Annotated in this window: 20 protein-coding genes; 10 read left to right on the top strand and 10 right to left on the bottom strand. The window is 38.1% G+C overall.

Annotated features, from left to right (window positions below):
* Positions 1 to 205 precede the first annotated feature (205 nt).
* The 4 genes from H5160_RS10965 to rpoE are packed head-to-tail and all read right to left on the bottom strand — an operon-like array spanning position 206 to position 2831.
* Positions 206 to 655, bottom strand: a complete 450-nt coding sequence (locus tag H5160_RS10965; protein WP_182737444.1) for a SoxR reducing system RseC family protein — start codon at positions 653 to 655, stop codon at positions 206 to 208.
* A 20-nt stretch (positions 656 to 675) separates the two neighbouring features.
* Positions 676 to 1626 carry a MucB/RseB C-terminal domain-containing protein gene (locus H5160_RS10960; RefSeq protein WP_182737443.1) on the bottom strand — a complete coding sequence of 317 codons (951 nt, stop codon included), beginning with the start codon at positions 1624 to 1626 and terminating at the stop codon, positions 676 to 678.
* A 4-nt stretch (positions 1627 to 1630) separates the two neighbouring features.
* Positions 1631 to 2248, bottom strand: a complete 618-nt coding sequence (locus H5160_RS10955; RefSeq protein ID WP_002958720.1) for a sigma-E factor negative regulatory protein — start codon at positions 2246 to 2248, stop codon at positions 1631 to 1633.
* Between the two features lies 1 nt (position 2249).
* On the bottom strand, positions 2250 to 2831 hold the full coding sequence (rpoE, locus tag H5160_RS10950) for an RNA polymerase sigma factor RpoE (protein ID WP_002958721.1): 582 nt from the start codon (positions 2829 to 2831) through the stop codon (positions 2250 to 2252).
* Positions 2832 to 3076: 245 nt separating this feature from the next.
* Between rpoE and nadB the strand changes: the two genes are divergently transcribed.
* Positions 3077 to 4687: an L-aspartate oxidase gene (nadB, locus tag H5160_RS10945; RefSeq protein ID WP_154903488.1), complete on the top strand. Its 1611-nt coding sequence runs from the start codon at positions 3077 to 3079 to the stop codon at positions 4685 to 4687.
* Here nadB and H5160_RS20435 read toward each other — a convergent pair.
* On the bottom strand, positions 4662 to 5018 hold the full coding sequence (locus H5160_RS20435) for a hypothetical protein (protein WP_024597157.1): 357 nt from the start codon (positions 5016 to 5018) through the stop codon (positions 4662 to 4664). The genes nadB and H5160_RS20435 overlap by 26 nt on opposite strands.
* Before the next feature lie 55 nt (positions 5019 to 5073).
* Positions 5074 to 5325, bottom strand: a complete 252-nt coding sequence (locus tag H5160_RS10940) for a succinate dehydrogenase assembly factor 2 (protein WP_002958724.1) — start codon at positions 5323 to 5325, stop codon at positions 5074 to 5076.
* A gap of 164 nt (positions 5326 to 5489) precedes the next feature.
* On the opposite strand from H5160_RS10940, the gene H5160_RS10935 reads away from it, so the two are divergent.
* Positions 5490 to 6401, top strand: a complete 912-nt coding sequence (locus H5160_RS10935) for a folate-binding protein YgfZ (protein WP_002958725.1) — start codon at positions 5490 to 5492, stop codon at positions 6399 to 6401.
* A 12-nt stretch (positions 6402 to 6413) separates the two neighbouring features.
* The gene (locus tag H5160_RS10930) at positions 6414 to 6899 is read left to right on the top strand and encodes a peptidylprolyl isomerase (RefSeq protein WP_002958726.1); all 486 of its coding nucleotides are present in this window, start codon (positions 6414 to 6416) and stop codon (positions 6897 to 6899) included.
* A 42-nt stretch (positions 6900 to 6941) separates the two neighbouring features.
* Here the strand turns inward: H5160_RS10930 and H5160_RS10925 are convergent, their stop codons facing one another.
* From H5160_RS10925 to H5160_RS10915, 3 genes are read right to left on the bottom strand one after another with little or no spacing between them, the layout of a single operon-like run.
* The gene (locus H5160_RS10925) at positions 6942 to 7424 is read right to left on the bottom strand and encodes a hypothetical protein (protein WP_182737441.1); all 483 of its coding nucleotides are present in this window, start codon (positions 7422 to 7424) and stop codon (positions 6942 to 6944) included.
* Positions 7425 to 7449: 25 nt separating this feature from the next.
* Complete coding sequence (locus H5160_RS10920; protein WP_024597159.1) at positions 7450 to 8262, bottom strand: DUF481 domain-containing protein; 813 nt, start codon at positions 8260 to 8262, stop codon at positions 7450 to 7452.
* Between the two features lie 41 nt (positions 8263 to 8303).
* Positions 8304 to 8624, bottom strand: a complete 321-nt coding sequence (locus H5160_RS10915) for an HI1450 family dsDNA-mimic protein (RefSeq protein ID WP_002958729.1) — start codon at positions 8622 to 8624, stop codon at positions 8304 to 8306.
* 367 nt (positions 8625 to 8991) lie between these two features.
* On the opposite strand from H5160_RS10915, the gene H5160_RS10910 reads away from it, so the two are divergent.
* From H5160_RS10910 to H5160_RS10880, 7 genes are all read left to right on the top strand, one after another.
* Positions 8992 to 9783, top strand: coding sequence for a crotonase/enoyl-CoA hydratase family protein (locus H5160_RS10910; protein ID WP_024603617.1), 792 nt, complete (start codon positions 8992 to 8994; stop codon positions 9781 to 9783).
* 71 nt (positions 9784 to 9854) lie between these two features.
* Positions 9855 to 10208, top strand: coding sequence for a CidA/LrgA family protein (locus H5160_RS10905; RefSeq protein ID WP_182737440.1), 354 nt, complete (start codon positions 9855 to 9857; stop codon positions 10206 to 10208).
* On the top strand, positions 10201 to 10944 hold the full coding sequence (locus H5160_RS10900) for an LrgB family protein (RefSeq protein WP_182737438.1): 744 nt from the start codon (positions 10201 to 10203) through the stop codon (positions 10942 to 10944). Before H5160_RS10905 ends, H5160_RS10900 begins: the two co-directional genes overlap by 8 nt.
* A gap of 38 nt (positions 10945 to 10982) precedes the next feature.
* Entirely contained in the window at positions 10983 to 11819 is an 837-nt protein-coding gene (locus tag H5160_RS10895) for a mechanosensitive ion channel family protein (protein ID WP_002958733.1), read from the top strand.
* A gap of 168 nt (positions 11820 to 11987) precedes the next feature.
* The gene (locus H5160_RS10890) at positions 11988 to 15242 is read left to right on the top strand and encodes a winged helix-turn-helix domain-containing protein (RefSeq protein ID WP_182737436.1); all 3255 of its coding nucleotides are present in this window, start codon (positions 11988 to 11990) and stop codon (positions 15240 to 15242) included.
* Positions 15243 to 15262: 20 nt separating this feature from the next.
* Positions 15263 to 15643, top strand: coding sequence for a DP-EP family protein (locus H5160_RS10885; RefSeq protein WP_165723569.1), 381 nt, complete (start codon positions 15263 to 15265; stop codon positions 15641 to 15643).
* Between the two features lie 194 nt (positions 15644 to 15837).
* Complete coding sequence (locus H5160_RS10880) at positions 15838 to 16827, top strand: sensor domain-containing diguanylate cyclase (RefSeq protein ID WP_182696568.1); 990 nt, start codon at positions 15838 to 15840, stop codon at positions 16825 to 16827.
* 80 nt (positions 16828 to 16907) lie between these two features.
* Here the strand turns inward: H5160_RS10880 and H5160_RS10875 are convergent, their stop codons facing one another.
* Positions 16908 to 17390, bottom strand: a complete 483-nt coding sequence (locus H5160_RS10875; RefSeq protein ID WP_024596882.1) for a winged helix-turn-helix transcriptional regulator — start codon at positions 17388 to 17390, stop codon at positions 16908 to 16910.
* Positions 17391 to 17444 lie beyond the last annotated feature (54 nt).

Here is a 17444-nt window from a genome sequence, read left to right as displayed (position 1 = left end):
TAGGATGCCATAAGCTAAATTTGTATATAACAAACTGTACTTACGCTTTTTAAGATGGGTTACAACCATTTTATGTATTGAATAACAATAAGTTATATTTACTTAACTTAAATAATTCAGCCAGATAAAATAATTTAAAAAACCACGGTTCCCTGTATTTCCAAGTTACTTTGGTATAAAACGCCAATTTTACATTTAATTGGCGTCAATCACCATCTATTTGAGTTAAAGGGATACTAATTGGGTGAATTTTTATAACTTTTATATCGTGCTTTAGAGATTTCACGCGAGTTTTAGCTATAAAAAAGCCAGTAACGCCACCTAGAGCAGCAGCTAAAATCTGCCAGCCTTCGGAAGCTATAAACAATTGCGCCGCAACAAATGCAAAAATAAGACTCAAAAGGAGCGGTAGCATGTAAACCGCAAAAGCATGCTTAACAACATGACTATCATCTAGTGACAAAGTGACCTTTTGCCCTATTTCTACAGAGGATTCAAATTTATAAGGAAAGGTTTTTTTTGCAGTGCCAAATAATTTACTAAACACTTGTGAGCCGCAACGACCATTGCAGCCTTCACAAGCTTGTTTTTGCTGTGCTTCTAAATGAGCAATGTGGCCATCGAGGGCCACAACAGTGAGGGTTTGTTCAATCATAACAATCCTTACGGAATCGTCTATAGTGCGCGGGTAACTGACTCTGCAATCGCTTTTGCGGTCATACTCGGTACATTACCAACAACCGAAACATCAAAATTACCGCCATTATGCACATATACTGTCGTTGCACCAGAAGTGAGTGCTCCACTTAAACGCTTACCTGGTAATGGGCGCTGAATAAATACAGAAACCTCAACAAAACCATCAGAGAACAAGTAATAATCAGTTAATTCGTTATTTAAATCGAGCTTATGTCTGTCTGATTTTAGCAACTCAAAGCCATCTGGTAACCAACTGATTTCCCAATTAGTGGCAGTACTATCTTCATTTATAAGTGCATTGTTTGGCAAAGGCGTTGGAAAGTTTCGATTGAGCACTTCAACTAGCATACCGGCTGGCTGCTCTGTCACACTAATATGTGTAAGCTGTAACTGCTCTAAGGCTTCACCTTCATGGTTAACGTACGCGGCTTTTAGTAACAACGACGATTCCATATCCAACCAAATCCAGTAATTATATTTATACTCGTCTTTAGATTCTATGCGAACAAGTTGCGCTGCGCGCCCTGCAATACGCCCTTTGCCGCCTAGTACAAAATCATAGTGCGCACTTAAGCGGTCTATATCTTTAAATAGTACTTCAGGGATTGGACCTGCTATTGAATCTGTTTTTAGAGAATATGGTTCAGACTGAGGTTCAAAATAAGTAACTTGATTATCGATACGGACCATTTCAAGCCCAGCACCGTTAAGTAAACTTAAATGCTCAAGTTCGGTGTCACCTTGTAAAGCATGCACCCATCGGTAGGGTTCCATTGTTTTACCTTTGACAACCACAAACGAGGCATCAAAATTACGGGTGTGAACGGCATTAGCCATTTTGAGTAATAAATCTTTGGCAGGATTTGTGTCGTTGGCAAATGCATTAAAGCTTACTACCAACGACAGAACAAAAGTGATTACTTTCATTTAATTAGTTTTTTTCCTCAGACGCTTTGGTATTAGTTTGCGCTGTTTCTAAAGAATTCGCAACTCGTGCTTGGCGTTGATGCTCAAGAACTAACGCACCAATACGCTGTTGCTGTAGTTCACGTAAACCTTGCTCAGCATTTTCAAGCGCAGGCTCAGACGAATAACTTACTGGCGAGGCCATACCCGCTAGCGGTGTGGTTTGCAGTAATGGAATTTCACTTTGCTGCTCATTGTTACTTTGAGGAAGCGTATTAACGCCCACAATAGCAAACATCGCTACACTTGCTGCAATAGCTAATTGAGCAACTGGTTTGCGCCAATTAAAAGCGACTACTTTATTATCTTGTACTGTTTCAGTGATTGCTTGAGGCTGTGTTTTTGACTGACTAAAGTCAGCATAAACAGGCTCGCTTTCTAGTGCTAATGCAACGCGATCGCTAATATCAATATGTATGTCGTTATTATTTTTTTGAGCACGCATCGCATCACCAATTAACGCATAACGGCCAAACGTAGTTACATCTTGCTCTGCAATTTTTGCATCAGTTAGATGTTGCTCGCCATCAAGTAATGCCGATAACGCTTCGTTATCTAACTTGTTAAGGTGTGCTTTTGTCATACTAAGACTCGCCTATTAATGGGTTTAATTTGTTATCTATTGCTTCACGGGCACGAAATATACGCGAACGCACAGTCCCGACTGGGCAATCCATTACCACTGCTATTTCTTCATAGCTCATCCCTTCTATTTCTCTAAGGGTGATTGCGGTTTTAAGATCTTCAGGCAAACTATCAATCGTATTAAAAATAACAGCGCGTACTTCTTCGCTTAAAAGTAGGTTTTCAGGAGATGCATTCGATCGCATTGAATCTGCACAATCATAAAACTCGGCATCTTCAGCGTCTATATCATTTGCTGGCGGCTTACGCCCCTGGGCTACTAAGTAATTTTTAGCACAATTAACGGCAATACGGTATAACCACGTGTAAAAGGCGCTGTCACCTCTAAAGTTAGGAAGTGCACGGTAAGCTTTAATAAAAGCTTCTTGTGCTACATCAGCAATATCGCCTTGGTTAGATACATAACGTGAGATCAAACCTGCAATTTTGTTTTGATACTTCTTTACTAATAGGTTGAAGGCGTTTTTATCTCCTTGCTGGACCCTTTTTACTAGCACTAAATCTAATTCCTGCTCGCTCATTCGAGCCGGTACTCCTATGTCTGATTTTTGCTTGTTATTCATATTGTCGTCATTGTTCACAAATACTCTGACCTCTTTATGAATAAAAAGTTCTGCTTAATATTATTTTTTTATAAAATAGATGATAATAACGGCGCTAAGCCTTTAAAATCACTACGTAGTAGTATGACAAATATGATACAACTACAGATATTAAAAACAAATATTGCTCTATATGAGCATTGTAACCGCAAAGTACCTCTGACATGAACCAAAATAAACATCACATTGCAGATGTCGCTATTATAGGTAGCGGCGCAGCAGGCTTATCACTTGCATTATCTCTAGCTAATTATTGTAACGTTACCGTGATCAGTAAAGGAGCGCTTACCGAAGGTTCTACTTTGTATGCCCAAGGCGGTATAGCTGCTGTATTTGATAAACAAAACGACAGCATAGAATCTCATGTTGAAGATACTCTCGATGCAGGCGGCGGTTTATGCGATAGAGACGCTGTTCATTATACCGCCAGCAATGCTCACGATTGCCTACAGTGGTTAATCGACCAAGGCGTACCCTTTGATATGGAGTTTGATAGCAAAGGAAAAGAGCGTTTTCACTTAACACGTGAAGGTGGTCACAGCCATCGTCGTATATTGCATGCAGCCGATGCAACAGGCAAAGCGGTGCAAACAACACTTATCAGCCAAGTTAAAATTCATAAAAATATAACGCTTTTAGAGCAATACAACGCCATTGATTTAATCACAGATAAAAGCGCCGGTAAAACAGGCTCACACATTGAAGGCATGTATGTGTGGAACAAAAAAGCTAAAAAGGTAGAAACCATTTCAGCTAAATTTGTTGCTCTTGCAACCGGTGGTGCAAGTAAAGTGTATTTATATACATCTAATCCAGACGTATCAAGTGGTGATGGTATTGCAATGGCTTGGCGTGCAGGTTGTAAAGTTGCCAACATGGAATTTAATCAATTTCATCCAACAAGTCTTTATCATCCAGAGCTACAAAACTTTTTAATTACCGAAGCCATGCGCGGTGAAGGGGCTTATTTAAAGCGCCCTGATGGAACTCGGTTTATGAAAGACTTTGATAGCCGTGAAGAGCTTGCTCCACGCGATATAGTGGCACGCGCAATCGATTTTGAAATGAAGCGCTTAGGCGCCAATTGTGTTTATTTAGATATTAGCCACAAAGATAAAGACTTTATTATTGAGCACTTTCCTACTATTTACGCAAAATGCTTAAGTGTAGGCCTCGATATAACGAAAGAAGCAATCCCAGTTGTGCCTGCTGCGCATTACACCTGTGGTGGTGTAATGACTGACTTTAACGGCAAAACAGATCTCGATAACTTATATGCTGTAGGTGAAGTTGCTTACACAGGCTTACATGGTGCAAACCGTATGGCAAGTAATTCACTATTAGAGTGCATTGTATTTGCCCACGCTGCAGCTAAAGATATTTTAAGTAAAATTGAACATGCACCAGAGCCGATAGCGCTTCCTCATTGGGATGAGAGCCGTGTTAGTAACTCAGATGAAGAAATTGTTATTACCCATAACTGGCATGAACTACGTTTATTTATGTGGGATTATGTAGGTATTGTACGCTCTACTAAACGCTTAGAACGAGCACTGCATAGAGTTGAGTTGCTACAGCAAGAAATACACGATTACTATGCAAACTTTAGAGTAAGTAACAACTTACTTGAGCTTCGTAATTTAGTGCAAGTATCAGAGCTAATTATTAGAAGTGCTATGGAGCGAAAAGAAAGCAGAGGCTTGCATTACACTATTGATTACCCTGAACAAAGTGAAAACCCAACGCCGACTATTTTGACTCCAAAACGCAATTAATTGCGCCGACAGTGGCACGTTTTAGACGCGCATAACTTTGCTCATTAACGCCATTGGCTGAAATTATAAGCCAATGGTTGTTACTAAAACCTTTAATATGAAGCCATATATTATTACCATAAAATCGGCTTTTGTTACTTATTTCACCCTGAATTTTTAAGCTCTCGCCCTCAAATCTAAATAACTTTGGTTCTAATATTATAATTCCCTCATTTGGGTGGATTGCTAATACTTTGCGCCACATTATCAAGCCAGCTAGTGCATTTAGTATTAAACAAAAAAGCATGGCTAATAGTGAATCTAAAAATAAACATAATATAAAACTGAGCATACAAAAAAAGACCACAATTGGTTTGTGGTCAGCTTTATTATTTGTAACCGTAAACCTATACACGAACTCGGTCTAAGATCAGCGAAACCATACCGTTTAACTGCTCGTCTTTACATTCTTCATGACCCATAAACCATGCAAATAAGTCAGGGTCTTCTTCTGTTAGCAAACGCTGAAAGATAGCCTGTTGCTCTGCGCTCAAAGAGTCGTATGCTTCTTCTACAAACGGCATAAACAAAACATCTAGCTCTAACATGCCACGACGACAAGCCCAACGAATACGTGCTTTACTATGAATTTCAACCATTTTAAACCTCATACTTAATTGACTCGAGTTTAACAAACACAAGCCTATTTAGCAGCTATTAATCTCTCATTAAATAATAAACCCGCACCAATAAGCGCTTGTCTGTACCATACGTAACAACTGCGTTATTATGTCACTTCATTTATATTGCAAAGAAGGTTTTTATGTCGAGCGTTTATGCATGTCCGTTATCTCATCAACTTATTAGCCTCTGCGGTGCTGATAAATTATCTTATTTGCACGGACAAATCACTCAAGATCTAAATAAATTAACCAGCAGTAATTATTTGTGGGCTGGCCATTGCAGCGCCAAAGGTAAACTTTGGGGTGTATTTAAATTATTTTCTTACCAAGATAGCTACTACCTTGCGGGTAGCCAAGCTGAAGTTGAAAAATCATTAGCTGAACTTAAAAAATACGCTGTATTTGCAAAAGTTGATATTACTGAATGCTCAAAGCGTTTAATTGGTTTAATTGGTGATGATTTATCGGATGTACTGGCACAACTTGATATTAGCTTTGAAGGCGATGCAAGCGCGTGTGATTTTACGAATGGTAAAGCGCTAAAATTAGCTGATAACCGTGTTTTAATAATGGTTGATAACCAATTTAGCATGCCTGATAACGTATCCACACTTGATAACGAAGCCCCTTGGCAACAAGCAGCGATGCTTGCCGGTGAGCCTCAGCTAAGTGCAGATGCAATTGGCGAGTACGTTCCTCAAATGGTAAACCTACATGCTATTGGCGGTATAAGTTTCAAAAAAGGGTGTTATACAGGTCAAGAAACCGTAGCCCGTATGAAGTACCTTGGTAAAAATAAACGTGCAATGTATATCGTTTCGGGGCAAAGCGAAGGGATTCTTTCAGAGCCTGATTTAGAAACCCAATTAGGCGAAAATTGGCGCCGTGCAGGTAAACTTATCGCACAAAGTTTTGATGAGCAAACAAATAAATTAACAGGCCTCGTTGTGTTGCCAAACGATACTGATGTAACTCAGGTACTTCGTGCAAAACACACACCTCAGGTGGAGCTAAGCATTCTGCCTCTACCCTACTCTCTTGAAGATGAATAAATAGGAATGACTATGATCGTTGCGGCAAACAAAGTGGTAAAAATGCATTATTCAGTAATGGATAATGATGGCAATAGCATTGATAACTCGTTCGGTGGTGAGCCACTACACTTTATCATTGGCACAGGCTATTTAATTTCAGGCCTAGAAAATGCTTTGCTGGGCAAGCAACCAGGCGACACGCTTAGCGTAAAGGTTGAACCTGAAGAAGGTTACGGCGAGCGCCACGAAAACCTAATGCAAGCAGTACCTAAATCAATGTTTGAAGGTATGGAAATTGAAGTTGGCATGCAATTTCGTGCATCAACAGATGATGGTGACCAATCAGTAATGATCATCGATATTCAAGATGAAGAAGTGATTGTAGATGGTAATAACCCACTTGCAGGTATAACACTTAACTTTGATGTAGAAATACTAGAAGTACGTGATGCTACAGAAGATGAATTAACTCACGGCCACGTACATGGCGAAGGTGGGTGTGGCCACGACCACTAATGCACTGCTAAACAGATAAAAAAAGCGCCTTAGGCGCTTTTTTTATATCATATTGTTACGCTTAACCATTTCAGCTTTTGGCTTACTAGGCAGCGCGATAGATACGTTTTTTTCTTTTAAAGCAGCTAGTAAACCTTTTTGATCGTTTGTACCAACTCTATACAAGGTGCCATCTTTGAGCGTTAACTGTATTGCACTAAAGCCAGATACTGTATATACCCAACCATCATGAGTAATTCGCATACCAATACCGTGCCTGTAAGAGTTTTGAACTGCTTTTGCTTCTGCTACTTCGCTAAGCTCAATACTTTGCCCAGCAACGCCTGGACCAAACGCCCAGCTAATATTTTTATCATCTACTTTTACTGTTAGGCCATGGAACAAAAAGCCCACCAGCACTAAAATCCCAGTAAATATTATTAAAGGTCCATCAGCGCCTAACAAGTTCCACGCAAGCGCCACAAAACCGCCAATCCACGCTAATACAAAAAAGATAAACACCGCATACTGTTTATGCTGATACATAATATTCTCTAAATTAAATAAATACTTAAAAGCTGTATACCAATGTAGCACTCAGCTCTGAGTCAAACTTGAGTTTATCATCTTCGGGTTTTGAATTATAACGATACATGTAGGTAAATTTGAGTGATACCGCGCCAATCACTTGGCTTATCAGTGCGGTTTCCGATTTTAAGCGAGAATTAAGACCTGAAAGCGACTGCTCTATACTCACATCTTGATTAAAACGAGTACGCTTAGAGACCAAACGTTCCCACTGCATTGCAACACGTACTAAATAACCGGTTTTATCAATTTCATCTTCGCTCACATCCGAATCTTCATCGGCGACTGAACGGTATAAACCAGGTCCTATATCAATATCTACTTTGTTTTTAGAGCCTTGATATACACGCGCACCATAGCCTGTCGCCACCGTGCTTTTAAAATCAAGTCCACTAAACTCATCTTCTTCGTAATCACCGTAAATAAAAAATGAGGAGTTTTTAACACCTACTTTATAGTTACCTTGCGCTGATACAAAAATACGATTAGCAGTAACATCTGTGCCACCGCTTTCATCGTTCTCATCACGCTTATAAAGAGAGTCTATTTTAAATTGGTTACGCCACTTTTCAAAATCTTGGTATAAATTACCTTTGAGCTTAAAACTGGTCGAATTGGTGTTACCTTTACTTAGAATAAAACCAAATTCAGTATCACCGTAAAGCATATCACCTTTGTGTAACTCATGAATTTCTTCATCAGAGAGCTTGCCATATTCATGAAAATCTTCAAATGGATCAACAGCCCAACTTGGGCAGCTAATTATTAAAAAAATTAAAAATAAATACTTACGCACAACACTCTCTCTGCACACAATTAAAAAATAAGCGGTATTGCTTATTCACTCTCTTTCCATAAAATATGACAAAACGGAGCATCTTTATCACGACTAATCAAAATTTTAGCAAACAAAACATCATCATTTTCAAATTCTAAACCAACTAGCACCTGAATAAAGTGCTCTGGCTCAATCTCAAGGGCAACAAAATCTTGCCACTGATCGTCTGGCTCGTCTTCTTCGATAAAGCCTAGGTCTTCTCTAAACTCATTAAAGTCTTCAACATCTTTATCACTCAAGTTATTTGGCGCTAGCTCTAAAAAAATATCATAAGCTTGGTGAGTAGCTTCTTCTACCGTATATAAACGTGGACCCGACATATGTGCTTAACCTTAAGCTTTTAAGTTGCGCTATATTATCAAATCTCATCATCATTTTGATAAAAAAAAGCGTAAAACACTGACTTTTTTGTAACTGAGTCATGCTTTATTCAGCATACAGCTCAAACAATAAATAACAATTTAACTAACCCATTGAATATCAAGATTACTTTTTTAATTTAAGCTTAAAATAACAACGTAAAAAATTTTATTATCTCAAGTTCTAATTGTTTAGCTTTTTCTCATCTAAATCTAACCCTTTAAGACTACAGCTTTAGCAATAAATTCCATTTATTTAAAAAATACCGTCACTTTACTTAATTCTTATAACAACATAAGCTCAACTAACAGGTCAGAGGAGTGTGTAATGATAAAACTAGAAAAACAAAATGGCATTGCAACCGTCACGCTTAGCAGAGCAAAAAAACAAAACGCATTAAGCTTTGAAATGTTTGTAGAGCTAAACAAAGCCATTAAAAACATAAAAAGAGATCGCAGTATTCGTGCTGTAGTAATAAAAGGCGATGGCGAGCATTTTTGTGCAGGGCTTGATATATCAGCCGTAATGGCGGCACCATTGAATATTATAAAATTATTGCTTAAATGGTTACCTGGCAATCAAAATTTAGCGCAAAAAGTAGTATTAGGCTGGCAGTCACTGAGTGTGCCTGTTATTGCACAAATTGATGGCAACTGTTTAGGGGGAGGATTACAAATAGCGCTGGGTGCTGATTACAGGATTGTTCATATTGATGCCAAGCTTGCCATTATGGAAGCGCGTTGGGGCTTGTGCCCCGATATGGGCGCAAATGTAATGATGAGCGGTTTAGTTAAGCGTGACCAAGCACTTTGGCTTGCAAGCCACGCAAACCCAATCACAGCACAACAAGCAAATGAGCTAGGTTTAGTTACTCAGCTTACCGATGATACTCAACAAGCCACGCAAAACATGCTCAATACATTACTTGAGCGCTCACCCGATACGCTTGCTGCTATTAAACGTGTTACACAACTTAGCTATAAACCAAACCAACGAAAAATACTCGCTAAAGAAACTTTCAGCCAAATTCGCTTACTGCTAAACCCAAACACTAAAAAAGCAATTGCTAAAGCAAAAGGAAAAGCGGATATAACCTACGCAAATACAAAGCACTGGTAGACTATTGCACAATGCATAAAAGAGTTTGATTTGTTAAAGTTAAGCTCTTATCTTTTCTGTGAGCCACTTTGATGAAATATCTGCTCAGTAGCGCTATTATATTACTATGTTTAGCCTGCGCTAAACTCATTATGCACTTTATTGATGGAAGCTTTCCTGCACCGCTACTCGCTATGGTTATTTTATTAGTTTTACTCTTATCGGGTATTGTAAAAGAGCAACATGTAAAACCATGCGCCTCCCCTATTTTAAATATTATGCCTATCTTTTTCATTCCAGCTGGCGTGGGATTTATTGAACATCTCGGCCTTATAAAGTCGCACTGGGCATTTTTAGCCTCAGTTGTGGTGCTAGTCCCTATAACTACCTTGTTGCTTGTTAGCAGTGTAATTGCGTACTTTAAGGGAAGAGAAAATAATGACTGATTTTACTTTTTCCGCTATTTCAGAGCTACAACCTAATTTATGGTGGCTAAGTATTCCTTTCATTATTGTATTATTTTTAGCGCTAAGGGCCGTAAACCAAAGTATAAAAAGCAGCGTATTTAAATCGCTCACCAACCCCGTATTTTTAAGTATTAGTATTATTGCTTTATTACTCGTTAATCTAAATTTGCCTTATACGCAATTTGCCACGCACAGCAAATTACTAAGCTGGTTATTAGAGCCCGCAATTGTGGCTCTAGCGCTTCCTTTATATCAGCAGTTTACACACGTACGAAAAAATCTATTACTCATAGTCGCAACATGTAGCTTAGGCATTGTTAACGCAACCGTTGTGGCATTTTTGCTAAGCATATTATTTAACGCACCTGCACAGCTAAGTGCATCTGTTGCCGCACTCAGTGTGACGACCCCAATATCTTTAATTGTTACCGACTCGTTAGGAGGGATTAGCTCACTTGCTGCGGCTTTAGTTATTTTTATTGGTTTACTAGGCGCTTTATTTGGTTTTATGCTTTTTAAACTCATTAATATTTTTAATCACGAATCTCAAGGCGTTGCCATGGGCACAGCTTGCCATGCAATTGGGACCGCTGCTGCTATTGCTGAGCATCCAAAAGTAGGCGCTTACTCATCAGTTGCAATGGCACTAAGTGCTTTATTAACAGCGATTATAGTGCCGCTGTTATATCCATTTTTAGTCAACATTTTGCTATAGTTGGAAAAATACAACATAGCCCTAACATAGAGCGCTTTATGATCAGTTCTGAAATCGAACAATTTGAAAAATATTACACCATGCTTACTGAGTATATGGTTACCTACAGTATGCAAATTGTTGGCGCTATTTTTATCGTCCTCATTGGTTTGTGGATAGCACAAAAGCTTGCCAAATTTGTAGCCGCGTTAATGACCCGCCATAACGTTGATATTACGCTCACTAACTTTGTCAGTAGCGTGGTAAAAGTACTGCTCATTGTAATGGTTATAATTATTGCACTTGGCAAAATAGGTATCAGCGTTACGCCATTTGTAGCAGCCATTGGTGCTGCATCTTTAGGTGCTGGTTTAGCGCTGCAAGGAATGCTTTCTAATTATGGTGCAGGCCTTGCCATTATAGCCACGCGACCTTTTGTTGTTGGTGATACTATTGAAGTTAAAAATGTAAGCGGCCAAGTTAAAACAATTGAGCTTGGCTACACTATTTTAATCAATGAAGAAAAAGTAGAAATCACCATTCCAAATAAGCACATAGTGGGTGAAATACTTCATAACTCATTTAGTTACTCATTGGTCAAAGGTGAAATAGATATAGCTTATAGTGCATGCTCTGATAACGCGATTAGCCTCATTGAAGACGTACTTAAAGCACATGAATTAGTCGCACAAAATCCGTTATCACAAGTGGGTATTGAACGCTTCGCCGATAGCGGTGTTACAATAAGCTACCGATATTGGGTGCCTACTACTAAAATTATCGAAACCAAACTGGCTATTAACGGTGGTGTTTATAAAGCAATTAATAACGCTGATATTGAAATTCCATTCCCTCAACGCGTCATTACAATTAACAAAGCCGACCTAGAAAGCTAATTTATTTTTATTTTGAGCTTGCATATCTGCAAGCTCATCCTTTACTACCCCCCTCTGCTCAGAATAAACTCAAATAGTTGTGTTATAGATTTATTTGCCATATAAATAGTGTTAATAAATATCAATACGCACTTAATTTTAATAATAAAAAAACAATAATGAGTAATGATGATGCGCAACCCCTTCTACCTAGGCGATTGGCAAGTAACACCTTCAACTAACTCAATTCAACTCACTGGTAAAGCCAAACAGTTAGAGCCCAAAGCGATGGAGGTTTTATTGCATTTGTGTCAACAAAATGGCGACATTGTAAGCAGCGATGAATTGCTCAATAAATGCTGGAAAAATACTGATATTGGCGATAATCCATTACATAAAACTATCACTCAGCTAAGAAAAGCGCTCGGTGATAAAGCCAATGAACCACATTATATTGAAACTATCCGTAAACGTGGCTACCGCATTATTGCAAAATTATCTTTTCCGTTAGCAGATCCTATCCCAAGCACTAAAAGTACATGGCAGGGAGGATCCCCTTTCTTAGGCCTGCGTGCATATAACCCAAATGATACCCACGTTTTTTTTGGCCGTACCCAATCTATAGCTACCCTGCTGGAAAGGATATCTAGCCAGGTAAATTACGGTCGTGCTTTTTGCTTAATACTTGGCCCTAGTGGTACAGGTAAATCCTCGCTTGTTAATGCTGGAATTTTACCAAAACTGCTAGATGAGCGAGGCTATAATGGCATCGGTGTTATTTCCTACACCCAGATCGACTTTGCAGATGTGCATAAAAATAGACTTTTTCTAGACTTAGCTTCTGCATTACTTGATTGGGATATAAACGACCAGCCTGTGTTTGAAGGATTAAGCGCGCAAACACTTGCAGAGCAACTAGAATTGGCAATAGATGGCGTAATTAACGCCATACAAGCTGCACTTAGTAAAGCCTCTACAAAACTTAAAACACCCCAGTTATTTTTATTTATTGACCGCTTAGAAGTACTGCTTTCTTCTCCTATATTTAGTAGCGAAACACGCAGCCATTTTTTATCGGTTATTGAACGCTTAGCAATCTCTAAAGCTGTGATTGTATTTAGTGCGTGTCGTAACGACTTTTATCCTTTAGTGGTTGAACAACCAAGTTTAATGGCAGGCAAAGCTCATGGCGCGCACTACGATTTAACACCGCCAAACCGCCAAGAACTCCAACAAATTATTCGCCTGCCAGCGTTAACCGCTAATTTAACGTTCTCCAATGACCCACAAACCCAAACACCACTGGATGAAATATTGTGCGCCGATACCGCCAATAACCCCGATGCATTGCCCATGCTGCAATACACATTGCAAGAGCTGTACTTACAGCGCAGTGATAATAACGAGCTACTGCACAGTGTTTACACAAAACTCGGGGGTATTGAGGGCGCCATAGGCAAAAAAGCAGAAGATATATTTATTGATCTTAGTAATGAGCAACAGCAGCAACTAAAAAGCGTATTATCACAACTGATCACTTTAAACCCAGATGGTAAAACCATTACGAGCCGCGCTGCCCGCTGGCAAACATTAACCAACACAAGTCAAAAAGAGCTTGTGCAAGCCATGGTCGATAGCCGTTTATTTGTATCGCATTTACAAAACCAAGAAGCCTGTTTTAGTCTTGCTCACGAGGCATTATTGCGTCAATGGCCGCGCGCAAAACAATGGATTAATGACCATAAAGATGCCTTAGCAATAAAAAGTCGTTTACAACATCAAACACGAAATTGGGTAGATGAAGGCAAAAGTAGTGCTTACCTCCTAGCGCCAGGTAAACCACTACAAGAAGCGCAGCTATTACTTAACGACAAACTGTTTAAATTAGATGATAACGAGCATGCTCTTATCAAAAGCTCTGTAAACAAAATAAAAACAAAAATAAGAGCAAAACGAGTGACCGTTGCTTTATTGTGCTTACTTACATTTACCGCGTTATTGATGAGCTTCATTAGTTTTAAAGCCCAACAGCATGCGCAAAACAAGCAGCTTGAGGCCGAAAGCTTACTAGGGTTTATGGTCGGCGACTTTGCCGATAAATTACGTAGCGTTGAACGTATGGACTTACTTGATGGTATTAGTAATAAAGCACTTGAGTATTTTACTAATCAAACTGACGATTCAAGTTCACTTTTTAGCTTTAGCGATAATAAAGCACAATTTAACAACCGTTTTCAGTACGCACAAACCCTCGAAGCAATGGGTGAAGTAGCTTATTCCCGAGGTAAAACTGATGAAGCCTTTACCGCCTTTGAAAACGCCCGCACCCGCCTTGAGGCATTATTAAAAATACAGCCTAATAACTTAGAGCTACTAACGCTTGCAGGTGCCAATGCCTTTTGGCTTGGTCAATTAGCTTATGATCAAAATGATCATCAAGCTACTGAGCAAATGTTTAAAAAATACCACGCTTACAGTAAAAAAATGTATGCGCTGGCAGCCAATGATTTTAACTCCATTATGGAATTATCGTATTCATCTAATTCTTTAGGTTCTTTATACATAGAAAAATCCAACTACAGCGCTGCAAAAAAGAACTTTGCAGAGTCACTTTTACTTAAAAATAAAGCGCTTAAACTGAAACCTAATAACAAAGATTTACTTCGAGATAAATCCGATACGATTAGTTGGCTTGCAAAAACAGAAGAGAAGCTAAGTAACTTTAATGAAGCAGTTAATATATTGGAAGGTGCAGTTGACGTAATCACAAAATTGATTGCTGACTACCCTAGTGATGCAAGCCTTTTTTACACGTCAGCAAACCTATATATGCAACAAAGTTATTTACTGAGCTATTTGAGTGATAAACGGATGGCCCATAAAAAAGCCAGCTTGGCTAATCAAGTTATCAATGAAGCTTTAGTACAAGATCCAAAAAACAATAAATTTCAGCTTATGTATTATCGCTCTTTAGCACATTCACTAATGCTATCTACTGATGAAGCTACTGACTCAACAATTGAAAAAATAATTAATTTTTTAAAATCTCAAAATTTTAAAAATACCAGCACTATTAATACACAAATTACACTGATTCAATATTTTATAAATAGACAATCACCACTCAAAGCGCAGGAGTTATTAACTGAGCTTGAGAATAATGAAAACTACAAACATCAATTAGCCAGCCTAACTAAAACTGGTGATTACTTAGTATATACAAGAATAAACTTAATCAAAGCAAACTTAGCTACAACTAATAAACAGCGAGAGCAATTTTGCTTAAGTGCTATCAAAGCAATTTCTGAAGCTGCAAAAATAAGTCAGAGCGTAAAAATAACATACCCACTAGTACAAGCTTATACCTGTTTAAACAGAGAAGACGAGATATCAGAAATAAAAACAAGCCTAGTTAAATTAGGCATTACGAACTTCCAACTATAATTACTCATAAAGGAAATGATATGAATAACACCCTAGAAAATGTCGACTTTCAAGTAAATATTGAACTTAACAACGGTGAAGCTATTTTTAGCTATACAAAAAATGGCGAACCCGCTACTGGCGGTGGTGTTGTAAGAACTGAAACCGCTGGCAACTACAATTTAGACGATGCCACAATTCAAAATGGTTTCGTATTTACTGGCGCTACTATCACCAATATCGACACACAAAAACCATGCGCCCAAGACTTCAGCTATAAAGTAAGTGACAACGGCCACACAATTATCATTACCGACACAGATGAAAATAATGGCTCTGTATGCTTAATCTTTAACGTTGAGTGTAATGGCAATAAATATGAAAGCGCTGATCCTCAAGTTAAGAATGAAAAAGAACTCTAATTAGTAATGCTTATTTTTAAATTGCAAAGGCATATTAATTGCGGTGTAATTTATTTAAAAACGCCCCTTAAATAAACTTAAATAAACTTAAATAACAACAACTTAAATCAGAAGGTTACCGAAAGGTTTAAAAACGATAAATTGAATAAACTGCTAGACATAAAGTTTCATTAACAATAAAAATGAGCAACACCATGTCTAACAATAATGAAAATAGCAAAGCAAACAACACCGACAGCGCTGTATCTGCATTAATCAGCAGCATTTCTAATACCGTTAACAATGAAAAAATAAGCGCAATTATTAATGTCACTAATGTCATGGCCGATGCTATTTTTATTGTTAATGCAGATGGGGTGTTTGAATCAGTCAATCCCGTAGCAGCACGTTTTTTCAATGTAACGTCTGATTCATTAATAGGTAAAAAATGGCAAGATTGTTTACAAGAACAGTATCGCGATGACTATAAATACATGTTTGAAAGTTGGAAAAACAACTATCAAACACCACTCAATCATGGTCCGAAAGAAGTTAAAATAAGAAAAAACAATGGTAACTGTTTAGATGTTGAGTTATCTATATCATGTTTACCCGAATCGGTAGTCGCAAGTACCCCACTTTTTATTTGTATAATGCATGATATTTCAAAGCACGTTAAAAAATACAAAGTACTGGAAAACGTAGCCAGACTTGATCATCTCACTGGTATTGCTAATCGCTGTACTTTAGAAAAAACCATCATTAAAAATTGGCAAGAGTGCATAGTTAACAAGCAGCCTCTTAGCTTTATACTTATTGATATTGATTACTTTAAATTATTTAACGATAACTTTGGCCATGTAAAAGGTGATAAGTGCCTTCAAAAAGTCGCTCGTACAATTGAAGAGTGCTTACCATCTAAAGACAGTTTAGTAGCACGCTATGGTGGTGAGGAGTTTGCTGTTGTGCTGCCTCGTTCGCACATTTCAAATGCACAAATGATTGCTAAGCGTATTCAAGAAAAAATACTCAACATTAATTTTAGAGATCTCGGTTTACCAGCGAATGTAAAAATAAGTGTAAGTCAGGGTTTAGCGTGTGAATACAATAATCAATACAGAACATCTGAGGCATTAATATGCGCGGCGGATACTGCCTTATACAGAGCGAAGTCGGAAGGTCGTAATAAATTATGTATAAGGTGATGTACTAACTATTTGGTATAGCATTTATCTACTAAAATAAAAAAACCGCAATTGCGGTTTTTTTATGACTTGAGAAAAGCTTAAATATCGATTAACAATCCTTCATCCTTTTTAATCTTTTCGATCACCATATAAGTATGATGAGTACCCACGCCGGGAATATCTACTAAGTCGCCAAGAACTTGTCTATATTCTTCCATATTAGAAACGCGAATTTTTAATAAGTAATCATAACCACCAGCAACCATGTCACATTCGACTACTTGTTCTATCCTTAATATGTGCTCTCTAAATACTTTAAATACAGCTGTATTTGAAGCAACAAGCGATACTTGAACATGCGCTACTAAGCTCTGATTAAGTTTAGCTTCGCTAAGCTTGGCATAATAGCCTTCAATATACCCTTCTTGCTCTAATCGTTTAACCCGATCTAGGCACGGGCTGGCACTCAAATTAACCTGTTTTGCGAGGTTAACATTAGAAATTCTGCCGTTCTTTTGAAGAACGTCTAGTATGGCTAAATCAATGCGATCTAGCATGCGTAATCTATTTGGAATTGTCATAACAGAATTTTATGCGGATAAGTTAAATTTATACCCTGTAAATTATCGTAAATC

It is taken from the genome of Pseudoalteromonas sp. SG43-4 (assembly GCF_014164325.1).
Taxonomy (GTDB): Bacteria; Pseudomonadota; Gammaproteobacteria; order Enterobacterales; family Alteromonadaceae; genus Pseudoalteromonas; species Pseudoalteromonas distincta.
Note: the sequence above shows the minus strand (reverse complement) of the source record. Positions and strands in the feature narration are given on the sequence as shown.